Source organism: Arthrobacter sp. 01T428 (assembly GCF_056398685.1).
This window is the reverse complement of record NZ_JBFTPW010000003.1, coordinates 268333-290946: the sequence shown is the minus strand read 5'-3', so window position 1 is coordinate 290946 and position 22614 is coordinate 268333. Positions and strand designations below refer to the sequence as shown.

The following is a 22614-nucleotide window of genomic DNA, read 5'->3' as shown; positions in this document are numbered from 1 at the left end:
GTTATCGAAGGTCTTGTCAACAGGGGGAACACGCGTGGATGCGTTCGGAATTCGTGAAAAGCTGATCGCCGGCTACCGGTCCTTCACGGAAGGCTTCGTTGACATCCAGGACCCGCGGATCAAGGATGCCGTCGTCGAGCTCGGAGACAAGGGACGGCAGTGGCCCGACCCGTGGCTGTCCCTGAATCCCTCTTTCAGTTCCGGTGGCCGCATAGACGAGCTCGTACGGCGTGGGCTCCTGCACCCCGACTGCGATGCCATTTTCAGGCCCAAGAAGGATGCCGGCGATCGGGGTTCGGCGCCCATCACGCTGCACAAGCATCAGCGCGATGCCATTGAAATCGCCGCCAACAGGGATTCATACGTCCTTACAACGGGCACGGGCTCCGGTAAATCACTTGCGTACATAGTCCCGATTGTGGACCGTGTGCTCCGCGAAGGGACGGGCAAAGGCGTCAAGGCCATCATCGTTTACCCGATGAACGCCCTGGCCAACAGCCAGATGGAGGAGCTATCCAAGTTTCTCGACAACGGATTTGACGGCAAGCCGCCGGTCACTTTCGCGCGCTATACCGGCCAGGAGCGCGGAGAAAGCCGCGAGAACATCCTGAAGAACCCACCGGACATTCTGCTGACGAATTACGTGATGCTCGAATACGTCCTGACGCGCCCGGAGGAGCGGCAGTCGCTCATCCGAGCGGCCTCCGGATTGCAGTTCCTGGTCCTGGACGAGCTACACACTTACCGTGGCCGGCAGGGCGCCGATGTTGCCATGCTCGTGCGCCGCTTGCGGGACGCTTGTAACGCCCAGAGCACCCTGCAGTGCATCGGCACGTCCGCCACGATGTCGAGCGGTGGAACAGTAGCCCAACAGCAGAGGGACGTCGCCGAGGTCGCTTCCCGGATTTTTGGAACCGTTGTTTCGCCGGAGCACGTGGTGACCGAGACCTTGGTCCAAGCGACCACCAACCAGCACCGATCGGACCAGGATCTGAAGGCTGCTGTGAGAGAACGCGGTGACGCCGAGTACAGCAGCCCCACGTTGGACGGCGGATACACGCTGATGACCTCAGATCCGCTGGCATCTTGGATTGAGGACACGTTCGGCCTGACAACGGAGCAGGAATCCGGCAAGATCATCCGCAGACAACCACAGACCGTCACCCATGCCGCAGAGGAACTGGCTAGGCAGACCGGGGAAACAGCAGGCAGCTGCGCCACCGCTATCCGCGCGACTCTCCTTGCGGGGTCGAGGGCAAAGCACACTGAGACCAACCGTCCGCTGTTCGCCTTCCGTCTTCACCAGTTCATTTCCAAGGCCGGCTCCCTCTATGCCACAGCGGAGTCCGAGGACACGAGGCTCATCGAGACCGACTTCCAGCTGACCGTCGGAGACGCGGAGAAGCGGCTCTATCCCCTCGCGTTTTGTCGCGAGTGCGGTCAGGAATACCTCATGGCACGGTTGACGGAGGCCGGGGGCGACTTCCGCTTAATCGCCCGTCACGAACTGAAAATGCAGGATACGGGCGGCTCGGACAATGGCCAGGACGGTTATCTGTACATCTCCACTGAGCAGGAATGGCCGGAGCAGGCTATCGAGGCGGGTCGCATCCCTGCCTCCTGGCTGAATGAGGCGGTGTCTGGGAATCGAGTCATCGAGTCCAAGCGCAAGCGGATTCCGTCGCGCTACCGCGTCCAGCCTGACGGCGCAGCGGCCCGAGACAACGAGTACACCCAAGACGATGGGCAGCTCGCCGCCTGGGTCCCGGGAAGCCTTGGTTTCTGCCTGAACTGCCAGGTCACCTATGAATCCGCCCGGAGTGGTGAATTCTCCAAGGTGGTGACTCTTGACCAAGAGGGCCGTAGCAGCGCGATGACCGTGATCGCAACGAAGCTCGTGCAGTTGTTGAAGTCAGAGGCCGGCAGCGATTTGAGTCCGCGCGCCAAGAAACTGCTGACTTTCGTGGACAACAGGCAGGACGCGTCCCTCCAGGCAGGCCATTTGAACGACTTCGTCCAGGTGGCCCAGCTTCGCTCTGCCCTCTACCGCGCAGTCGCCTCAGCCGGCGATGCAGGAGTTGAGGCCATGGAACTGGGTGATGCGATCATCAAGACGCTCAGCCTGGCATGGTCCGACTATGCGCGGACGGAAGACCCGCTGGACCCCAAGCCGACCAAGCGGGCCCTGAATGAAGTTGTGACCTACCGCGCTTTGCGCGACCTGCAACGCGGGTGGCGGATTACTCTTCCCAACCTTGAACAGACAGGTCTCCTTGTGGTGGACTATCCCCTTGCCGGGAATCTGGCGGAGCAGGATCGGCGCTGGGAAAAAGCTCACTATGTGCTCCGGGACGCGGATCCCGGCAAGCGCGAGGAGATTATCCGGGTCCTGCTGGATGAGTTCCGCCGCGTTCTTGCCATCGACGCCGAGGAACTCACGGCAGACTGGTTGGATCGCGTCAAGAACCGCAGCCGCGAATTCCTGACGGGTATCTGGGCTTTGCCAGACCAGGAATCTGCTGCCAGCGTTGGGCTCGTCACCACGGAGCCCAAGAAGATGGCTTACCGGACGACTCTCCCCGTGACCTCCTACGGAACATTTGGCCGATGGCTTGCCAAGACGGCCTCACCCGGCAACAAGCTCAAACGCGCCGAGGTGGACGAAGTCATCGCGTCGCTGTTCCAAATTCTGCTCGAGACCGGCTTCATTGCCGAGGTCGTTGAAGGGAAAGTCTCCGGCTATCGCCTCAAACTGTCCAGCATGGTTCTGAGGAAGGGCGACGGCGAATACGGCGCCCCCGACCTGCTCCGCCGCACCTATCATGCCGACCAGAAGCCCCGCGTAATCCAGTTCTTCAAGGACCTGTACCTGGAACAAGGACAGGAGCTGGCCGGCCTCAATGCGGCGGAGCACACTGCCCAGGTACGTGCAGAAGACCGGGAAGCCAGAGAACAGGCGTTTCGCGAAGCAGAACTTCCCCTGCTGTTCTGTTCTCCAACCATGGAGCTGGGCGTCGACATCGCTGACCTCAACGCGGTGGCGATGCGCAACGTTCCGCCGACGCCGGCAAACTACGCGCAGCGCAGCGGCCGTGCGGGACGCTCCGGCCAGCCCGCCCTGGTCCTGACCTACTGCGCCACCGGCAGCCCCCACGACTCCTACTACTTCGAACGCTCGAACCTCATGGTTTCCGGTCAGGTCCAGCCGCCGCGGTTGGACTTCGCCAACGAAGACCTGATCAGGTCACATGTCCATGCCATCTGGCTCGCTGAGGCCCTCGCCGCAACCAGCTCGGGTCTGGGTAAGTCCATGAGCGGGCTGCTCAAGCTTGAAGACAAGAGCTACCCCCTTCAGCCCGAGATCAGATCTGTCCTAGCTGATGAACAGGCAGCGAAACGCGCCAAGGCATCGGCAGAGGTCCTCTTGCGGAGCATCGAAGGGGAACTGAAAGACACGTCATGGTGGACCGAATCATGGTCCGATGCCGTCATTGACAACGCTCTGGCCAACTTCGATCAGGCCTGCGAGAGGTGGCGACAGCTCTACCGGAGCGCCATCACCGAACAGGACGCCGCGCACCGAGCCAGCCAGGACCACTCCACTGATTCCAAGCAACGGGAAATGGCGGCCAACCGGCACCGCGAAGCCGGGCAGCGCTTGGAAATCCTTCTCAACGACAGCGATTCCAAGGGCCAATCGGACTTCTACACCCTGCGTTACTTGGCCTCCGAAGGCTTCCTCCCGGGATACTCGTTCCCGCGGCTGCCTCTGGCTGCCTTCATCCCTGGCATCCGAAGAGGCAAGGACAACAACAGCACCTGGCTGCAACGCTCGCGATTCCTGGCGATCAGCGAGTTCGGACCGGACTCCCTGATTTACCACGAAGGTGCCCGCTACCAGGTCAAGCGCGTCAGCCTGCCGCGGGACTCCGACGGCGGGGGCGTGGGAGACGTTGTCCTCGGGGAGGCCCGTGTCTGCATCGCGTGTGGCTACCTGCACCAGCGCGAGGCCGGACTCGACATCTGCGAATCGTGCAATGAACCGCTGGCCGGCAGCTGGTCAAACCTGATGCAGTTGCAGTCCGTCATCACCCGTCGCCGCGAACGTATCAGCGCGGACGAGGAGGAGCGCAACCGTCAAGGCTTCGAGCTGGTCACGAACTACCGCTTTGCACCGCACGGTAAGAAGCCGGGTCGCTCCGATGCGCAGATGCTGAACGGCGGGGTAGCCATCGGTGCAGTGCACTACGGCGACGGAGCCACCGTCCGGGTGACCAACCTGGGTCGACGGAACCGGGCCAACCAGGATCGGCATGGCTTCTGGCTCGACCTCATCACGGGCGAATGGCTGTCGGAAAAGAAGGCCACCGCGGATACCGGAGACGCGAGTGAGGCCACCGACGCGGATGACATGACCGTAGAACAGTCCAAGAAGAAGCAGATGGTGACGCCTTACGTTGAGGACCGCCGCAACATCGCCGTCGTCCGCTGGGCGGAGAACGTGACGCCCGCAGAAGCAACCACCATGCAGTTCGCCATGGAACGCGGCATCGAGACCGTGTTCCAGCTGGAGGACTCCGAACTCTCCAGCGAGCTCTTGGCTGACAGTGAGGATCGGGGACGTCTGCTGTTCATCGAGGCCGCGGAGGGCGGCGCCGGAGTGTTGCGCCGGCTGCAAAGCGAGCCGGACGCCATGGCCAGGGTCGCCGCCAAGGCGCTGGAAATTCTGCACGTCGATGCCGCTACGGGCAACGACATGGAAAACAGCTGCGTCCGTGGCTGCTACCGGTGCCTGTTGTCTTACGGCAATCAGCGTGACCACGAAATCATCGACCGGAGGCTCGTCATAGACCGGCTGATGCAGTTGGCCGGCGCTGTCACGGTGGCCGCAGCACCGACGCCGAAACCCAAGCACGCTATGCCCCCCGGAACTGTGGTCAGCCCGCGGGCCCAAAGCCTGTTGGACTATCTGCTGCAGAACGGGCGAAATCTGCCCGATGAAATCGGCCCCAGCATTGAGGGGAATGTGGTGGATTTCGTCTACACCGCTAAGTTGTCGGTGGGCATTGCTGTGATTGTGGAGGACGTGTCCAGACCTCCCGTCGATGACCTGGCACTGACGTACGGCAACTGGAACGTCATCAGGTGCCGTCAGGACGAAAACATTGAAGCATTTGTTAGTGGACACACGAACGTATTTGGAGTGGTGGAGTGACTAGTACGACGGCGGAGCACAGTTTTGCGGTTGGCTCGCTGGTAGCGGCCCGCGGCCGGGAATGGGTAGTTCTGCCCGAGAGCACCTCCGACTTCCTTGTCCTCCAGCCCCTGGGCGGCACCATGGACGACATCGCCGGAGTCATCCCCTCCATCGAGGAAGTGAACCCGGCATCCTTCGGTCTGCCGCTGGCAACCGACCTGGGCGATGACCGAAGCGCCCGGCTGCTCCGCGACGCGCTCCGTATCGGGTTCCGCTCCAGCGGTGGCCCGTTCCGTTCGCTGGCAGGGTTGAATGTGAGCCCGCGCCCGTATCAGCTCGTCCCACTGCTGCTGGCGCTCCGCCAGGATGTCGTGCGTCTCCTGGTCGCCGACGATGTGGGAATTGGCAAGACCATCGAGGCTGGACTGATCGCCTCCGAGCTCCTGGCTCAGGGCGACGCCAGCGGACTCGCTGTCCTATGCCCGCCGAGCCTGGCCCAGCAGTGGAAGCAGGAACTTTCTGAGAAGTTTGGTATTGACGCCGAGCTGGTCCTGCCAGGGACCGTGAAGCGGCTGCAGAGGGAAGCCGGCTACGACAAGTCCATCTTTGAGTATTTCAAACACACGATCGTTTCCACTGACTTCATCAAGTCCGAGTCCAAGCGCCACGACTTCATGCGGACCGCACCAGACCTGGTGATTGTGGACGAGGCCCACGGCGTCACTGCCGATGACTCCGGCAAGGGCGGCGTCGGCCGCACGCAGCGGTACGAGCTGGTGCGGGGACTGGCCGATGACCCGGACCGTCACCTCGTGCTGGTGACGGCAACGCCGCACAGCGGCAACGACGGTGCCTTCCGCAACCTGATCGGCCTGCTGGATAACAGCCTCAAGACCGTGGACCTCTCTACCGAGACGGGCCGCCGCAAACTCGCGGACCATATGGTCCAGCGCCGCCGCGTGGACATTCGCAGCTACCTGAAGTCGGACACCAAGTTCCCCAGCGACCGGGAGACAGTCGAGGTCGCCTACAAGCTCTCGCCGGAGCACCGGGCGTTCTTCGACGCCGTGCTGAACTACGTCCGCGGCCAGGTGCAGGACACCTCCGGCACCAAGCGTGACCAGAGGATCCGTTGGTGGTCCGCGCTGTCCCTGCTGCGTGCCATGGCTTCCTCGCCTGCATCGGCCGCCGCTACCCTGAACACCCGTGCTGTCGCTGAAGATGCTGAATCGGACGCCGCCGCCGAGAAGCGAGGCATGGCAGTGGTGATGGACCAGGTGGAGGACGACGGTGGCGAAGGCATCGACGTCGTGCCCGGCTCCCGGCCGGATGCCTTGGATGAAACGTCGTGGGAAAAACGTCAGCTCAATGCGTTCCTCAAGACAGCGGGGGAGCTCCAGGCCAACCCCGGGCAGGACGCCAAGCTTCAGCTCTTGGTCAAGCGCATCCGAGCGCTCATTGCCGAGGGCTTCCAGCCCATCGTTTTTTGCCGCTTCATCCCAACCGCACACTACGTCTCGGAGTACCTGCGGGATGTGGGGAAGAAGAAGTTCGACGTCGAGGTAGTCACCGGCGAACTGCCCTCGGAGGAACGCGCCGCTCGCATCGCCGCGCAGGCGGAACGCGCCGGCGACACTCCGAAGGTGCTGGTGGCCACAGACTGCCTGTCCGAGGGCGTGAACCTGCAGGACGGCTTCCAAGCCGTAATCCACTATGACCTCGCCTGGAATCCCACCCGCCACGAACAGCGCGAGGGGCGGGTGGACCGTTTCGGACAGTTGTCGGATACCGTCCGCGCCCTCACCGTCTACGGGGATGACAACGGTATCGACGGCATCGTGCTGGATGTCCTGCTTCGCAAGCATGAGAGCATTCGCCGGGACTTGGGCATCAGCGTACCCGTCCCGCCCCGCAGTGATCAGATCCTTTCCGCCCTCCTCGAAGGCATCATGATGCGCGGCAAGAACGACGATCAGCTGGAGCTGTTCAGCCTCACCCCGGAAGCCAAGGAACTGGACGCTGAATGGCGAAGCAGTGCGGAACAGGAGAAGCTCAGCCGCTCCCGCTTCGCGCAGAATGCCATCCGCCCGGAAGAAGTTCAGAAAGTCGTGGAGGCAGCCCGGCGAAGCCTGGGCGACCCCGACGACGTCGCGGCATTTGTGAAAGCAGCCCTCGAAGAAACGGGCGCGCACGTCGATACCACTCCTGATGGGCTTGTGGCCGAGCTGACAGCAGCCGTGCCCGGCATCCGCAACGCCTTGGGCTCGGATTCCAGGGTCTTGTTCGTCAACGACTTCCCGGCCCCGCACCACACCTCTGTGCTGGTACGGACGGACCCCGTGGTCGCTGCCGCGGCAAACTACGTCCTCAACTCCGCGTTGGACGCGCAACTCAGGGGCAAGGAACGCCCGGCCCGCCGCTGCGGTTTCATCAAAACCAACGCGGTGGACAAACTTACCGTGGCCCTCCTGATCCGCTTCCGCACCAAGCTGGTGCTTCCCGCACGGCTCGGCGACAAGACAGATATGGCAGAGGAGGCCCGCGTACTGGCCTTCAGCGGCAGCCCGCAGAATCCCGTCTGGCTCCCGGAAGAAGCCGTCGAAGCGCTGCTCCAGGCCAGACCGGACGCGAACGCCGGCGATGTCACTAACATGATGGCCGCCATCCTCGGCTCCCTTGACCAGCTGAAGGACCAGCTGGACCAGAAAGCCCGCGAGGTAGCCGAACAAATCCGTGATGCCCACCGCGAGGTCAGGATCGCCGCCCGTGGCGACCGTGCCGGCCAGCTCGGCATCCGAGGCCTCACGGTCGAACCGAATCTCCCCGCAGACATCCTGGGCGTCTACGTCTACAGCCCGGCCGGAGGTACCAAATGAGCACGGCATTTCAATCCATCACCGTCGTCGGAGGAGTCGTTCCCCCCTCGTTGCTGGGGCGCATCCAAGCCGGGGAAGTCAATGATGCCAGGAGCATGACTCCAGCCAGTTTCCACCTTGCCGGCACGGAAACGGTCCGTGACGCGGCCTCACGGACATGGATGTATCTTCAGGGCGCCTGGCGCGCTTGGCGCGAATTGGACGCCGTCAAACGCCCCGGAGGGGCAAGGCGCCGGCACCGGCGATGCCCGGCAGAAGTGGCTTCTGGTGCTACTCCGCGAACTCGGCTATGGGCAAGTTCCGGCGACCCCCGGCGGCCTGACGATCGGTGGCGATGCGTACCCCATCTCGCACCGTTGGGAGTCCGTGCCCATCCACCTGCTCGGCCCTGGCGTGGACCTGGACAAGCGCACCCCGAAGGTTGAAGGTGCGGCCCGACGCGCGCCCCAGGCGATGATGCAGGAATTCCTGAACCGTGAGGACACTTACCTCTGGGCCATTCTCAGCAACGGCCTCAGACTCCGTCTCCTGCGGGACTCCACCGCGCTGGCAGGCTCCGCCTACATCGAATTCGATCTCGAGACCATCTTCGAGTCGGATCTCTATTCCGAGTTCCAGCTGTTCTGGCAACTCTGCCACCAGTCCCGGCTGGACAAACGCGGTGGCTCCGAAGCGCCCCCGTCTGACTGCTGGCTTGAACTCTGGCGCGGTGAATCCGTCGAGGCCGGAGCTCGTGCCCTCGACAAGCTGGGTGCCGGCGTCGAGAAAGCTCTGGGCTTCCTGGGCTCGGGCTTTCTGTGCCACCCGGACAACCGCTGGCTCGTGGATGCCCTGCATTCCGGGGATCTAAGCCATCGCGACTTCCACAAGGCACTCCTTCGCACTGCCTACCGCCTGCTGTTCCTGTTCGTGGTGGAGGATCGCGGCGCTCTCCTCGATCCGGCTGCGACCAACGAGGCCCGCCACCGCTACGAGACCTATTTCTCCACGCAGAGGCTGCGGAAGATGTCCCGCATCCGCGACGGAGGCCCGCACCCGGACCTGTGGCGTACCCAGAAACTCGTGTTGGGCGCCCTCGGCGGCGACGGCCTCGGTGTAGTCGGTCTGCCGGCACTGGGCGGCCTCTTTGATCCCGATTCCCGCGCCGTACGTCTAGCCGGGCAACCGCATGGGGACCTCTTGCTAGGTGCAGAATTGGCAAACCAGGATCTCCTCAAGGCCATCCGCGGCCTGGGCTGGGTGGCTGGAAAGACCGGCCGCCTGCAGCCCGTGGATTACCGACATCTCGGGGCCGAGGAACTGGGCTCCGTTTACGAATCATTGCTGGAACTGGTGCCCCGCGTCGACACCGAGACGCGGTCCTTTGAACTTGCGCATCTGGCCGGGAACGAGCGCAAGACTACCGGCTCGTACTACACCCCGCCGAGTCTGGTGTCCGCGCTCCTGGACACCGCCTTGGACCCGCTGCTGGACCAAGCCGTAAACGGTGCAGTCGGACGGGACGACGCCGAGGCACGCCTGCTCGCGCTGACCGTGTGCGACCCTGCCTCCGGCTCCGGCGGCTTTCTGGTGGCCGCCGCCCGCCGGATTGCCCGGCGCCTGGCGGAGGTGCGCGCCGGCGAGGACGAGCCCACCCCCGGCGAGGTGCAGAGCGCACTCCACGACGTGGTGGAACGCTGTATCTACGGCGTGGATATGAATGACCTCGCCGCCGAACTTGCAAAGGTGTCCCTGTGGTTGGAAGCCATGCAGCCCGGAAAACCGCTCGGCTTCCTGGACGCGCGGATCAAGATCGGCAACAGTCTGTTGGGAACAACGCCTGCGCTGCTCGCGGGCGGCGTACCCGAGGGGGCTTTCACCGTTCTGGAAGGCGACGACAAGAAATTTGCGGCTGAGGCCAAAAAGCGGAACAAAGCCGAGAATACGCGGAAGGCGGACAGGCTCTTTGGCTCGCTGGGACAGGACGCCTTTAGCTTTGGTGGCACGACGTCCGCCTTGGCGCAGCTGATCAGCCAACGCCGCGAACTGGTCAAGCCAGTGACCAGCGCCGAGGAAGCACGCTCCCGGGCCAAAGCCTACGACGCGTTCGACCACTCCGCGGCTATGGAGCAGAAGAGGCTCCACGCAGATGCCTGGTGCGCAGCCTTCGTGTGGCCGCTCAAGGCCGGCGAACCCGAACCCCCCACCTCATCCATCGTCCGGCAGTTGGGCGACTCCGGCACGGCAGCCGGATATGCCGAGACGGTGGCTGAGATTCACAAACTGGCTGATGAGTACCGTTTTTTCCACTGGCACTTGGAATTCCCGGAAGTCTTTGGCGACCCTGAATCCGGCGAAGATGTCGGAGTCGAGGGCTGGCCTGGTGGTTTCTCCTGCATGCTCGGCAACCCGCCATGGGAGCGGGTCAAGCTACAGGAACAGGAGTTCTTCGCGGCACGCAACGAGGAAATTGCGAAGGCACCGAACGCCGCTGCACGGACTCGGCTCATCAAGAGGCTCGTGGAGGACGACCCCATCCTGCATGACGAGTTCTTGGCCGCCAAGCGCAACGCGGAAGGTCAAAGCGCGAGCATGCGCACGTCCGGCCGGTACCCCTTCAACGGTCGTGGCGACGTCAACACTTACGCCGTCTTTGCTGAGCTTTTCCGGAGCCTGACCGGGCCGCACGGACGCTCCGGCGTCATTGTTCCCACGGGCATTGCCACAGACGCCACCACCCAGTATTTTTTCAAGGATCTCGTGGACACCAGCACCATCGCGGCGCTGTACGACTTCGAAAACGCACGGCCTTTGTTCGAGGGCGTGCACAGAAGCTTCAAGTTCTGCCTGCTGACGGTGGCCGGCCGGCTGGCGAAGGAAGAAGTGGCGTCCTTCGCGTTCTTCCTGCATGACCCAGCCGACATTGCGACGTCCGAGTTTGATCTTTCACCGGACGAGATCAAACTCATAAACCCCAACACGGGCACCCTGCCCATTTTCCGCACCCGCCGCGACGCGGAAATCACTTTGGGCATCTACCGCCGCGTTCCGGTCCTCATCAACGAGAACGACCTCATCAACGGCAACCCCTGGGGCGTCTCGTTCATGACAATGTTCCACATGTCCAACGACTCGCACCTCTTCCACACCCACGAGCAGCTGGAGGGGGAGGGATGGACGCTTAAGGGCAATGTCTTCGAGCGGTCTGTTGGCGAAAAGTTAGAAAGGATGCTGCCGCTATACGAGGCCAAGATGATCGGCCAGTACGACCATCGAGCCGCCGACGTCGTTACCAGTTTGACGGCAGCCAAGCGCCAGAATCAGCCCCGCTACCTAACAGAAGGTGAACATCAGTTGGCCGACAGGGTGGCAATACCGAAGTACTGGGTTGCAGCCACTGGGAACGCTATCCCCACTGTTCAGTGGCACTTGGCTTTTCTGAGAATATCGAGTGCCACGAATGCTAGGACTTTCCACGCAGCGCCAATACCACCGGTGGGCGCGGGGGATTCCGTGTTCATCTTGGATGCTCCGCGAAAAGAACTCCTACTTGCCGCCTTCAATACTTTCATATTTGATTTTGTCGTTCGGCAAAAAATGGCAGGCCTAAACATGCTGTTCTATCTCGTTAAGCAGTTTGTTATGCCGTCACCGTCAACGTTCGATCTACCTTGTATCTGGTGCCCGTCTGAGACTCTGGCCCAGTGGCTGATCACCCGCGCAAATGAATTGACGTACACATCATGCGACGCACCCGAGCTTGAACCCGCGCAGGATGGCCCTGTGGAGCCGTTCATTTGGGACGCTACCCGTAGGGCAATGTTGCGAGCAGAAATTGACGCTGCCTTCCTGTACCTGTTCGGAATGCAGCGAGACGAGGCCGAGTACGTCCTGGAGCAGTTTCCGATCGTGAAACGCAAAGATGAGGCTCAATTTGGCGAGTACCGTACCAAACGCCTCATTCTCGAGGCCTACGACGCCATGCAGCAAGCCATCAAGACCGGCATCCCCTTTGAGTCGACGCTTACCCCGCGGCCCGGCCGAGGACCCCGCCACCCCGCCAAGGAGATCTACGCATGACTCAGAATTTGAACTGGACTCCCTTCATAGAGTTTGCCGGCAAATTTATCGAAACTGTCGACCTTCACGCGGAAGAGAATGACTACAAGAAAGAGCTGGCGGCAAAGCTCTCGGCCGTGCGGACCGAGTTGCTGGCCGGGGATCCTGAATGGCACCCACACTTTGTTCGGGCCCTGCGGACGACGAACCTCGTCAACTACAGAACCATTGGCGCCATGGACAAGCTGGATGATGCTTCGTCGCAGAGCCTGCAAACCTCCTTGACGAGGTTTTGGGCTGGGGCACCCGATACAGGGAAGCTGGATGCCTTAGTCGCCGGCCTTAAGGAGTTGAACTCTCGAGAACTTTCCGAGGGCATCGCCACCGGAGTGGGTTCTGTCTTGCTTATGGCTGTGGATCCGACCGAGTTCCCGCCGTACCGTCCCGAAGCGGTCCGACTGTTCTGGAACATCATCGGTTTTGACTACAAAGACGCCGTACGGACTCCGCAAGGACGCTATGACGCGTTCTTGGACGTCCTGGATCAGTTCCGATCGGAGCTGGCTCTTGCGGGCCTCGGTAACTTTGACCGCTTGGAAGCCCAGGGCATCATGTGGACGGTCATGAACGCCGATCCGACGGACGAATGGGCCTCCCAGGACGTTGTGAACTTCCGTAAATGGCGCGGAGACAAGGCCGCGGCTGCCGAGGTCGATCTCAGCACGCCTGCTGCCACGATAGCTCCCCAGCTCGAAGCCGCAGGGCGCCTGATCCTCGAGAGCGGATTCCGCAGCGCGCCGTCCGCCATCGACGGCGCAACGCCAACGTGGACGGTTGAGAACGCCCGCGAGCTGGCAAGAAGAAGCGAGCTTGACGTCGGCCCCGGAACCTTTATGGCGAAGTTCGAACGTCAGCTGCAAGGTGCCAGCCGTGGCGTGGTCCTCTTGGCGGCGGAACTGGCGTACCTGCAGGTACTGCCTCTCTCGAACGTAGGCGCCCAAACAAAGATCGCCAGGATCGAGAAGATCCTTTCTTGGATCGAACACGACGAAATGCCGCTACCTCCGATGCTTCAAGAGGGCCTGGGCGCCGAAGGTGCGTTCCACGGTGGTGTCGGATTCAACATCCAGGTTGCAGAACACATGAAATGGATGTCCCGGCTCGTCGAACATGTAGCGACACAACCAATGAGCCTGATTGAAGCCGCACTTTCGGATCCGTGGGCGTTTCGTGACATCACCCAGTCAGTCCTCGACGACCGCCCCATGATCCGTTACAGCGTGGACTACATCGCGTGGCCGGGATACTTGCCCCCGGTCGTAAAGCGGGACCACCGGACAGAGATTTGGCATGCGTTTGCAGGCGTCATTGGCGGTGCAACTGGTCGAAACGATAACGATGAGGCCGCCATTGCCAAGGACCTCCATGCCATTCGGCTCGTGCAACAGGGGAGCTCGAATGAATTCGTGGAATGGTACAGCGAGCCCTATCTGAGCCAGTGGCGGGCGGGCGCGGAAGACTCCGGACAGCGGGCGTGGCTGGTAAGGCAGAGCCAGGCGGGGACGGCCATGCTGCATCCGTGGCTTGAGGACGGGTTCGTGTCCACCCCCGCGCAACACCTTGGGTCACCCACGCCAGGATCGAACTTGGGCCAAGTACAGGCGGCCGTCAATAAGGGTTACCAGCACATCGAATATTCGGAGCGGAAACTCCGTGCCATGGAATACCATCGCTTCCTCAGCATCATGAAAGTGGACGACTTCGTCCTCACCGCCTTCGAAGATGGTCTCTATCTGGGGGTCGTGACCGGGGAGGCTCACTACGTCGAGGACGCGACATCGCGCTTGCGACGCGCTGTCGCGTGGCAGAAGACGCCGATCAGTAATGAAGACATGCCCGCACCCCTGCCGCGGCTGCTGGCCGAGCAAGGGTCAGTCGTAGATCTTACCGAAGCACTTTCCATCATCACGGCTTGGTTCGGTGTGGAAGCTGACCCCGACAACGAGACGGAGGTTGTGGCACCCGTGCCGCAAATCGCCGTCGTGCCCCACCTGAAGAAAGCCACGCCTGAACTGGCACGAAAGCTGCACGTGGACCAGAAGCACTTGCAGGAGGTGATCCGGCTCCTCCAGACCCGGCAGCAGATCGTATTTTATGGACCTCCCGGAACCGGCAAGACCTTTCTGGGAACGGCTCTCGCCAAGTTTCTGGCGGGGGAGGAGCACTCCGACCACGTCAAGACGGTTCAGTTCCACCCTTCCTACGCCTACGAAGACTTTTTCGAGGGCTACCGGCCGGCGAAAAGCCAGGACGGAAACGTGGCATTCAGCCTCGAAGCGGGTCCGCTGCGGCGTATCGCCGACGACGCGGCATCGGAGGGAAACCGCGATAAGCCGTATTTTCTGATCATCGATGAGATGAACCGCGGCAACCTCGCCAAGATCTTCGGCGAGTTGTACTACCTGCTGGAGTATCGCAACGAGGGCATCAATCTCCAGTACAACCCGGACAAGGTCTTCGCTCTGCCGCCCAACCTGTTCATCATCGGCACGATGAACACCTCCGACAGATCCATAGCGATGGTGGACGCGGCCATTCGGCGTAGATTTGCGTTCATTGAGTTGCACCCGCAGGAAGGCATGATTTCGGGGCTGCTGGAACGCTTCCTCGAGGCCAACGGCAAACCCTCACTGCGAGCCGATCTCCTCAACGCTTTAAATAACGAGATTGAGGATACGAACCGCGACCTGATGATTGGGCCGTCTTATTTCATGAAGCCCCATGCTGAGACCGATGAGGGGCTCGAGGAAATCTGGAAGTACGAGTTACTGCCGCTGTTGGAGGAACAGTATTTTGGGCGATTGAAACGGGACCAGGTCCGGGAGAAGTTCGGGCTGACGGCGATGAGGCGGAAAGCCGGCGCTGAGATCGGGCCGGTGGATCTTTCTTTGGTGTCTATCGAGCAGGTGCTGGATGGTGAGGGCGCTGAGGAACTCGAGCAGTTGTTGACTGATTCGGAAGACACGTCCTCCTGATGCTCAGGTCCATCGTCCTCGACGAGCTGCAAAGTTCGGCGGATGCAGTTGAGCTGGATCCGGAAGTCGCCGCGACGCTCCGGGACACCGGGCTGGTGACGGTACTGCCTGCTCACGGTGGATTGTGGACGGTGCTCCCCGCGGGAACTGTGGGGGCTGTTCAGGTGGGGAACCTTCAAGTCGAGGTCACGCCAAAACAGAAGGTCGGTCTCAGCCGGCTGCTGTTCCTTCTCGGCTACGCCGCGAACCCGGGCTTCCGTCCGGAAGACGTTGCGGGCATCGAAGACACCGACCTGTTCGCCGCCCTTGGCGAATCCTTGGCCCGCCAGGGGTTGCGGGCGCTGGAACGCGGTGCGCTCAGTGGGTACGTCCACGTTGAGGATGCCCTTCGGACAGTCCGAGGGCGGATCCGTGTGGGCGACCAGATGACCCGCCGCCCCGGGATGCTCCTGCCCTTGGAGGTCGCCTACGACGACTTCACCGTTGACATTGCAGAGAATCGTATCCTGCGGGCCGCCATACGCTTGATGATGCAGGTCCCGAGGCTTTCCCATGATGTGGGCTGGAAGCTGGCCCACTTGGATTCGAAGCTGGACGGAGTCTCGGAGCTACGGTTCGGAGCCACGCTACCTCCCTGGACAGAATCGCGTCTCAACGAGCACTATGTTCCGGCCCTCCGCTTGGCGGAGATCATACTTCGGAACATGTCGGCCGAGGCCGGCCTAGGACGCCATTCCGTCGCCTCTTTCGTTGTGAACATGGCCAAGGTGTTCGAGGACTTCGTTACAACTTCGCTTCGCGAGGCGCTTGACGGTTATCCCGGCGAGACCAGCGGGCAATACGAGACATTCCTGGATGAGGCTGTAGTTGGCCAGATGGGGAATCGTATCCGCATGGCAGTGGACATCGTTCATTCGGTACGCGGCGCTCCCGCGATGGTGTTCGATGCGAAGTACAAAGCAGCGTCTGTGGCTGACGGGTATCCCAATGCTGACTACTATCAAATGCTCGCCTATTGCACGGCTTTGACCGTGCCGACGGCATGGCTGATATATGCGGGGCCCGGCCAGGCTCGGACGCGGCGGGTCACCAACAGTTCGGTGTCCATTGTCGAGTTCCCGCTTGATATTTCCCAGGCACCCGCCGCATTGTTGGCACGGGTGAAGGCGCTCGCTGAAGCGGCCTACCGGGAATGGGGGCACCGTGGCCGCACGGAGCGAGCCTACGAGTCCTCAGCTGCCGGAAGGGACGCCAGCTAGATCCTTGCCGGCGTCGCGGCCGGTTTCCCCAGAGCAACATGCCGGCTCGTCATCCGATGATCCGGAGCCTACGAGGGAGTTGCGTGTCCTTCGCAGAGCCTACTCCGGCCCCGAGTTGCCGTCCTTTCGCCGTTTTTGGATTGGCGGGTGTCGGATGAGGTACTGGCTCACCGGAGCGATCCATGGGGCTGCCGATAAGCTTTGTGTAGTCCTTCCCCGATTCGCGGAGCCAGTACGGCGTCGCACCAAGTAGCGGCGCATTGTCGATGACGGCGGTGGCGTCGAAGGTCTTCCACGGTTCGAATTTTTGTTCGTCGAGGAGCCCGCGGGGTGCCCACTTCGCGGCACCTTTTCCGTCACCGGTGGCGAAATCCGCTTCGAGCCTGAAGAAGAGCTCGCTCAATTCGTGGCGGGCAGGGAACCAGTCGGCCCAGGATGCGACGCCGATGCGTGCGGCGGGGGAGTCTGTTCCCGTCCCGGGGAAGTCACGAAGGACGTCGCTAACGGCATTGCGGATGGCTGTGAGAGGGTTCTTTCCGTCTTTTCGGTCGGGGTGCGGGGCTGGGATAAAAACTATGACCAGCCCCGACGTTTCGAGCGGGTGCGCCGCTAAAGCCTGGGCCCATCGGCGGACCTTGCTTTCCAGACCGCGTGACGCGGTTGCTGTGATCTCGTAGGCGATGCGGAGGCCGTCCCTGCGCACGATCACACCGTCCGCCCTGCGGTTGTCCGGCTTCTTCACGGTCTTGCCGAGCCCTCTGCCGAGAAGCAGGTCTACGGAGGCGAACGTTTCGCCCAGGACGGTCCCGATGGGCAGCACCTCGGCAGCCCTGAGAGCTAGCTCACAGGCCAACACGTTGTGTCTGTCGTACTGTCCCCCGGAGGACCAAGGCTGGCCACCTGTTACGGTCAGCAGTTCTGGGCCGGTTAGGGTCGGCGCAATCAAGCGTTTGAAGACGTCCGTGGCCGCAGGCCGGTACAAGATGTTCCTACCTGGTTTGATGCCGCCGTATCGCCGGGGAACGGGAAACCACCCGAAATCCGTAAGGTCGCTGGCAAAGGAAGCGGCCAGGGGGGCGCTCCGGTAATCAAGAAACGCCCGGCATCCCGTAAACGCGGCGAGTTGTTCTGCTGTGACGGTGCGGTAGGCATGCGTAACGGACCACGCGTTATTGCGGTCGACCCGGCCACGATTTGTCGTTAGCAGACGGAGATATTCATCCTGTTCCATGAGGAGGCGCGGCGGGACGCCCGGTGCGCCTCCATGGTCACGGTAGTACCTCTCGGCGTATGCCGTAGTCCAGTTTGCCTGACTGCCTGGCACCCAGAGTTCGTCCCAGTAGGGGTCGACGCGCTGGGCGGTGCTGACGCCGTCAAGGGTACAGGCGGAGGGCAGCATCGCGGCGTGGATGCTTTCGGGGGTCTTCCGGCGCGGGTGCTGAGTGCTCAATGGGAACACCTGCCGGCCCTGCTGGAAGAGGTCTCGGACGGAGAAACATTCTGGGCGCCTCTTCTTGTTCTTTCCATAACGACGCCGACGCCGGCAAACGCAGGAGTCTTTTGGACTTGCGATCCGCGGAACGTCCGGGGGGATCTCTTCGGTGATGGCGGCATGGGCCGCGATAGCTTGCTCATACCAAGGAACATGCGTAGACGCAGGGACAATGGCTGCCCACCAGGAAACTTCACCAATTTGCGGCTCTGATTTTGCCAGAAGTGCGGCTGCAAAATGCCGCAAATCCCCCCAAACGAGGCCCAGAATGAGGCTGCCGTTTCCCTAACTTTCGGGTGCTGCATGGCAGGACGGCCGCAGTAGAGCGTTGTTTCGCCACTAACCGACGACGCGGAATGAGATCGCTGGGGTATGAGTTGGCGGCTTGCGGTGGTCGGCGCACCGGGCGGCGGCGTTGTGAGGCGCCTGAACGGACAGTCGCCCGGTGACGGAGGTCTCGAAGCGGGCGAGGCACCGAGAATCCGCTGGTACTTCTGGGACGGCCGCGGCAGCGCCGTCCGGCACGGGGTTGGTTACGTAGGAATGTCAGGAGACTGGTATTCGTGGGGGGAGGCAGTTGGGTTGGTTGTCGACCTGGCAACGGACAGAGATCACAGGCGAGACTCGTCAGAGTCGAGCCTCTTTCTATATCGCACGCACTGGACAGCCGTCCAGGGTCTGCGCTTGTCGGCTATCGCCGCCCGCAGGGGCCGACGATTATCGGCTACCGTGTGCGAGTGTGCTGATGGTAGTGGGATCCTGACGACGCCAATGCCGCCGCCATGTCGACGCACGACCGTCTGGCTGGTCGTGGCCGAGGGGTCGACGCGGCTGATCCCGCCGCCGTGCGGGCTGACAAGCCGCGGGTTGAACATCACGCGTGTGTTTCCCATGTTCTCAGCGTGAAGAAGGCAGCGGAGGCTCCCGCGCCAGTTTCGACTTGGGGCGGCTTTGCTGTCGGTGCCTTCGACCTCTCAGTCGAAACCGACATCGCAGTGCAGGCGCGGTCCAGAGTCTCGTTCGGGGCGGGATCGCTTCTGCTTTAGACCGTTAGACCGTTTTCTTGGAGAGCAGTAGGGCTGGAGGTTGTTCTTTCTCTGTTTTGGGCCGGATGTAAGAAAGCGTCAGCGGCCTATTCTCTATTTCTTTAACTGGTCTAAAGGTCTAAAGAGGGAGAGGGGGAGGCTCTTTTGCCCTCTGCGTCTGCGGGTTCCAGCCTTAGACACACTGGTCCAACCCCGGTCGGAAAGGTTTAGGGGGCGGTGTAGGGAGGCGGCTGTCTGGCCAGACAAGCAAGTGCTGATTTTTGCGGTGTAAGTGAGGACCGAATTGCTGGACACCGCGGCCGGCTGCTGCCCGTCGTTGGCCCGGTCGGCGGCTGTGACCCGTCACAGGACGGCGTTTGTTGGCCGTCAGCGGAGTTGACGCATAGGGAAGCCGTGGAGCAAATCAAGATACGCATTGACCAGGGTCCCTTCGGCACGGAGCAGGCGGTAGCGGCCATGCCTGAATCCGTCGCCGTGGAGGATCGTAGAAGAACGAACAGAACGGAAGACACCATGCAGGTGGAGGCAGGCCTCCCGCAATGGAAGCCGGCCGACTACGCCGCCAGCATTACCGGCTCCGGCGCCCACAAGCTGGCCGACTCCGGCGTCGCCCCGCTGGTGGCAGCGGCCCGCGGCTACGCCCGGATCGACAAGACCAACTACGTCCAGATGGCCCGCAAGATGCAGGTCGTCGGCAACTCCGGCCAGGGTAAGCGTTTCAAACGGTCCCTCTCGGCCCCGGGCAAGGACGGCATGCTCATGCCGTGGTACTCGTTGGCCGGAAGCGCGAAAGCGGCGCGTGAGGGGCAAGAACCGGTCCCGCACACCTACCAGGTCCGCCCCGAGTTCCCGGAGAACAATGAGGCCGGCAAGCCGCTGAAATACGAGTTCGTCGCCAACATCGGCACACCCTTGGACGTGCACCCGGCCATCCCGACGGACTGGATCGACACGACTCCGGTGGTCATGTTCGCCGAAGGCATGCTCAAGGGCGACTCGGCTCTGTCCGCGTACCTGGTTCACAACGGCATCAGCTACTCTGAGCTGCGCTCAGAAGGTGTCGAAAACCCGGTGGCCAAGCTGCGTGACCTCCTTGAGCGTATCCCGCAGGAGGAGCGCATCCTGATCGTCTCCATCGGCGGGGTCTACAACGCCTCCGGCAACGCCGTCGACTGGCGCGAAATCCAGTTGAAGGAGCGAATTGGCTGGATCGCTTTCGACGCGGACATCGCCGTCAACCCTGCTGTGCACGCCGCTGCGAACAAGCTTTCCACCCAGCTGCTGGACAAGTCCAAGATGTCCGAGGTCCTGTACCTGAATCCGGAGGTCACCGCCGAAGACAACGGGGCGATGGCGAAGGCCGGCGTGGACGACTTCCTGGCCAAGCACGGAAACTGGGCTGCTCTGATCAACCAGCTCGACGACGTCATGCCGGACGCCCCGGCAAGGAACGTCGAGGACAAGCCCGGCAATTGGCGTGTTGGATCAACCGGCCAGTTCATGGAAGAGTGTGTTGCCGTTAAAGGCGGCGCCGGCACCATCCGCGAGTACCGGTGGGAGAGGCGCACCAATATCGGTGGCCGCGTCGTGGCGCTGACAGCCTGTCGCCAGCCGACCGACCAGGAGTTGAAGACCGGCATCTTCAACCCGAACGTCAAGAACGAGGACATCGACGACGCGCAGGTCGAGATCGAGGTCTCCTGGCACCTCAACGGTCGTGACCATACCGCCACCATCACCGGCCCCGAATCCATCCTCGGCTACAAGCCCGAAGAATGGGACCGGAAGAAAGCCTCGATCCCGCCACAGCTGCTGCTCCACCCGGAATGGCCTCCCTCGGGGCCTGAAGGCAAGAGCTGGCTCTCGGCCATCAAGTCGAACCGGCCTGAAGAGATTGCGTTGAAGACACGCTGGATGCAGATGGGCTGGGTCCCAGTTCAGGACGGTGACCCCGTATTCGTCGTCGGGGACCAAATCGTCGGCGGCGCGGAATCGACCGCCAACGTGCTGCCTGGTGTCAGCGCCCGCGAGATCGACGTTGTCCAGAAGTACGGTGTCGGCGAGAACGAGACTGGTGACTTCGACGACGACGAATTCCGTGAGGAGACCCGGAGGAATTTCCGGACCATCATGAACACCTACGTCCACTCCGGGGCTTGGACCGACCTGTCCACTGCCACCCTCGCCGTGGTCGTCCCCTTGCGGCCCACCATCCCCCTCCGCCCAAAGGCGACCGTCTATATCTATGGGCCCAAAGGCAAGGGCAAAGGATTTCTGGCTGAAAACATGATGCACTTCTGGGCCCGCCACCGCGGCGACTGGCACGAGGAGTTGCCCGGTTCGGCCAAGGACACGGTGGCAGCCATGGAGAACGCCGTTGCTCGCACCCCTATCTGGGTCATCGATGACCTGGCTCCGTCCCCTGTCCGCCGCCAGGCGGAACAGGAGGACGCCAAGCTCGGCGACATCACCCGCGCCATCTTCAACAACGCCACGAAGCTGCGCATGAACTCGGACATGACGGCAAAGAAGTCGAACAAGCCGATGACGCAGCTGATCATGACGGGTGAGAACGAACTGAGCACTCCCTCTGTCAGGGAGCGGATCATCCCGATCTACATGGGCAAAGGCAAACTGCACCCGGACAGTGCACCTACCGACGCCCTGAACGATCTCGCACTCGAACGCGGCACACCCGCCCGGTTCACCTTCCAGCTGATCAAGTACATCCGCTACGCCGCCACGAAGTGCCCGGGGGGCTGGGCCTACTACGCCAAAAACCTGGAACGCGCCCGCACACAGCTGAAGGGCCAGATCAAGGACCTGATGGCGGAGATGGGGGCTGCCTCCGGAAATAAGGAACGGATCTCGACTCTGGCCGCCGACGTGCTGCTGACGTTCTTTATCCTCGAAAACCTTGCGCGGGAACTGGACATGGACGATGACTTCGTCGAACAGTTCGCCGTGGACGGGGACATGTCCATGTCGGTCATCCAGCTGGTTACCAACGCCCACGCCGAGAACCAGCAGTCAGCGCCAGGCATTTCTCTTGTCAGGGCACTGGCCCAGCTCCTCGCGTCCGGTGGAGCCCACGTTATCTCGGGCGATGACCCATCCCGGCCTCCGATCGAGGGGACGGGGGAGTCCGAAGCAATGGTCAACAGCAGGCTCGGCTGGGCGGCCGGAGGTCACGACGGAGCCCTCCGTGCTTCCGGGAAGAACATCGGCACCGTCGTGACCCTCATGGACAAAAACCGCCAACCGCACAAAGTCGTCCTCTTCGCGGTGGACACTGCCTTCAACGCCGCACAGAACGCCCACAAGGACCTTGTCCCCTTCGGCCAGAAGCCGACTGTCGGATGGCGGGCAGCGTGGGAAGAAAAACTCACGCCGCAATTCATCACGAGGAACGGTGAGTCGGGCGGCAAGCCCAAGTCCACACACCGACACAACAAGATCTCCGGTGTCCCTATCGAGGTGGCCGTCCTCCTCAACGATGGCCAGCGTCCAGAAGAGTCAGATCGATGACGTCCAGGAACGACAAGTAACACGCTTCACGCTTGGGGCCCGCAACCGCGGGCCCCAAGCAGCACGATGCGCACTCGCTCTTGTTCGCAGGATGACCGCCCTACGACTCTCGGCAATCGACCGGACCTCACCTCAGCCGTCCT

Annotated in this window: 7 protein-coding genes; 6 read left to right on the top strand and 1 reads right to left on the bottom strand. The window is 62.2% G+C overall.

The genetic code is table 11. The annotated features are described in order from the left end of the window. The first annotated feature begins 34 nt into the window (after positions 1–34). The 5 genes from AC1DJB_RS06615 to AC1DJB_RS06595 all read left to right on the top strand — a co-directional run bounded on the left by AC1DJB_RS06615 (position 35) and on the right by AC1DJB_RS06595 (position 16405). Positions 35–5215 (top strand): DEAD/DEAH box helicase, encoded by a 5181-nt coding sequence (locus AC1DJB_RS06615; RefSeq protein ID WP_476910059.1) that lies wholly within the window; start codon positions 35–37, stop codon positions 5213–5215. After that, the gene (locus tag AC1DJB_RS06610; protein ID WP_476910058.1) at positions 5212–8073 is read left to right on the top strand and encodes a helicase-related protein; all 2862 of its coding nucleotides are present in this window, start codon (positions 5212–5214) and stop codon (positions 8071–8073) included. Before AC1DJB_RS06615 ends, AC1DJB_RS06610 begins: the two co-directional genes overlap by 4 nt. Positions 8074–8340: 267 nt before the next feature. Further along, the gene (locus AC1DJB_RS06605; protein ID WP_476910057.1) at positions 8341–12132 is read left to right on the top strand and encodes an Eco57I restriction-modification methylase domain-containing protein; all 3792 of its coding nucleotides are present in this window, start codon (positions 8341–8343) and stop codon (positions 12130–12132) included. Further along, positions 12129–15146 (top strand): McrB family protein, encoded by a 3018-nt coding sequence (locus AC1DJB_RS06600; protein WP_476910056.1) that lies wholly within the window; start codon positions 12129–12131, stop codon positions 15144–15146. The genes AC1DJB_RS06605 and AC1DJB_RS06600 overlap by 4 nt, the downstream gene beginning before the upstream one ends. Continuing rightward, entirely contained in the window at positions 15146–16405 is a 1260-nt protein-coding gene (locus AC1DJB_RS06595; protein ID WP_476910055.1) for an McrC family protein, read from the top strand. The genes AC1DJB_RS06600 and AC1DJB_RS06595 overlap by 1 nt, the downstream gene beginning before the upstream one ends. A 49-nt stretch (positions 16406–16454) precedes the next feature. Here the strand turns inward: AC1DJB_RS06595 and AC1DJB_RS06590 are convergent, their stop codons facing one another. After that, the gene (locus tag AC1DJB_RS06590) at positions 16455–17864 is read right to left on the bottom strand and encodes a hypothetical protein (RefSeq protein WP_476910054.1); all 1410 of its coding nucleotides are present in this window, start codon (positions 17862–17864) and stop codon (positions 16455–16457) included. Positions 17865–19336: 1472 nt separating this feature from the next. Here AC1DJB_RS06590 and AC1DJB_RS06585 point away from each other — a divergent pair. Further along, entirely contained in the window at positions 19337–22471 is a 3135-nt protein-coding gene (locus AC1DJB_RS06585) for a toprim domain-containing protein (protein WP_476910053.1), read from the top strand. Positions 22472–22614: the final 143 nt, after the last annotated feature.

Bases quoted from the DNA above. Each gene is read 5' to 3' on its own strand.
- AC1DJB_RS06600 (WP_476910056.1), top strand. From the start codon at position 12,129: ATGACTCAGAATTTGAACTGGACTCCCTTCATAGAGTTTGCCGGCAAA.
- AC1DJB_RS06595 (WP_476910055.1), top strand. From the start codon at position 15,146: ATGCTCAGGTCCATCGTCCTCGACGAGCTGCAAAGTTCGGCGGATGCA.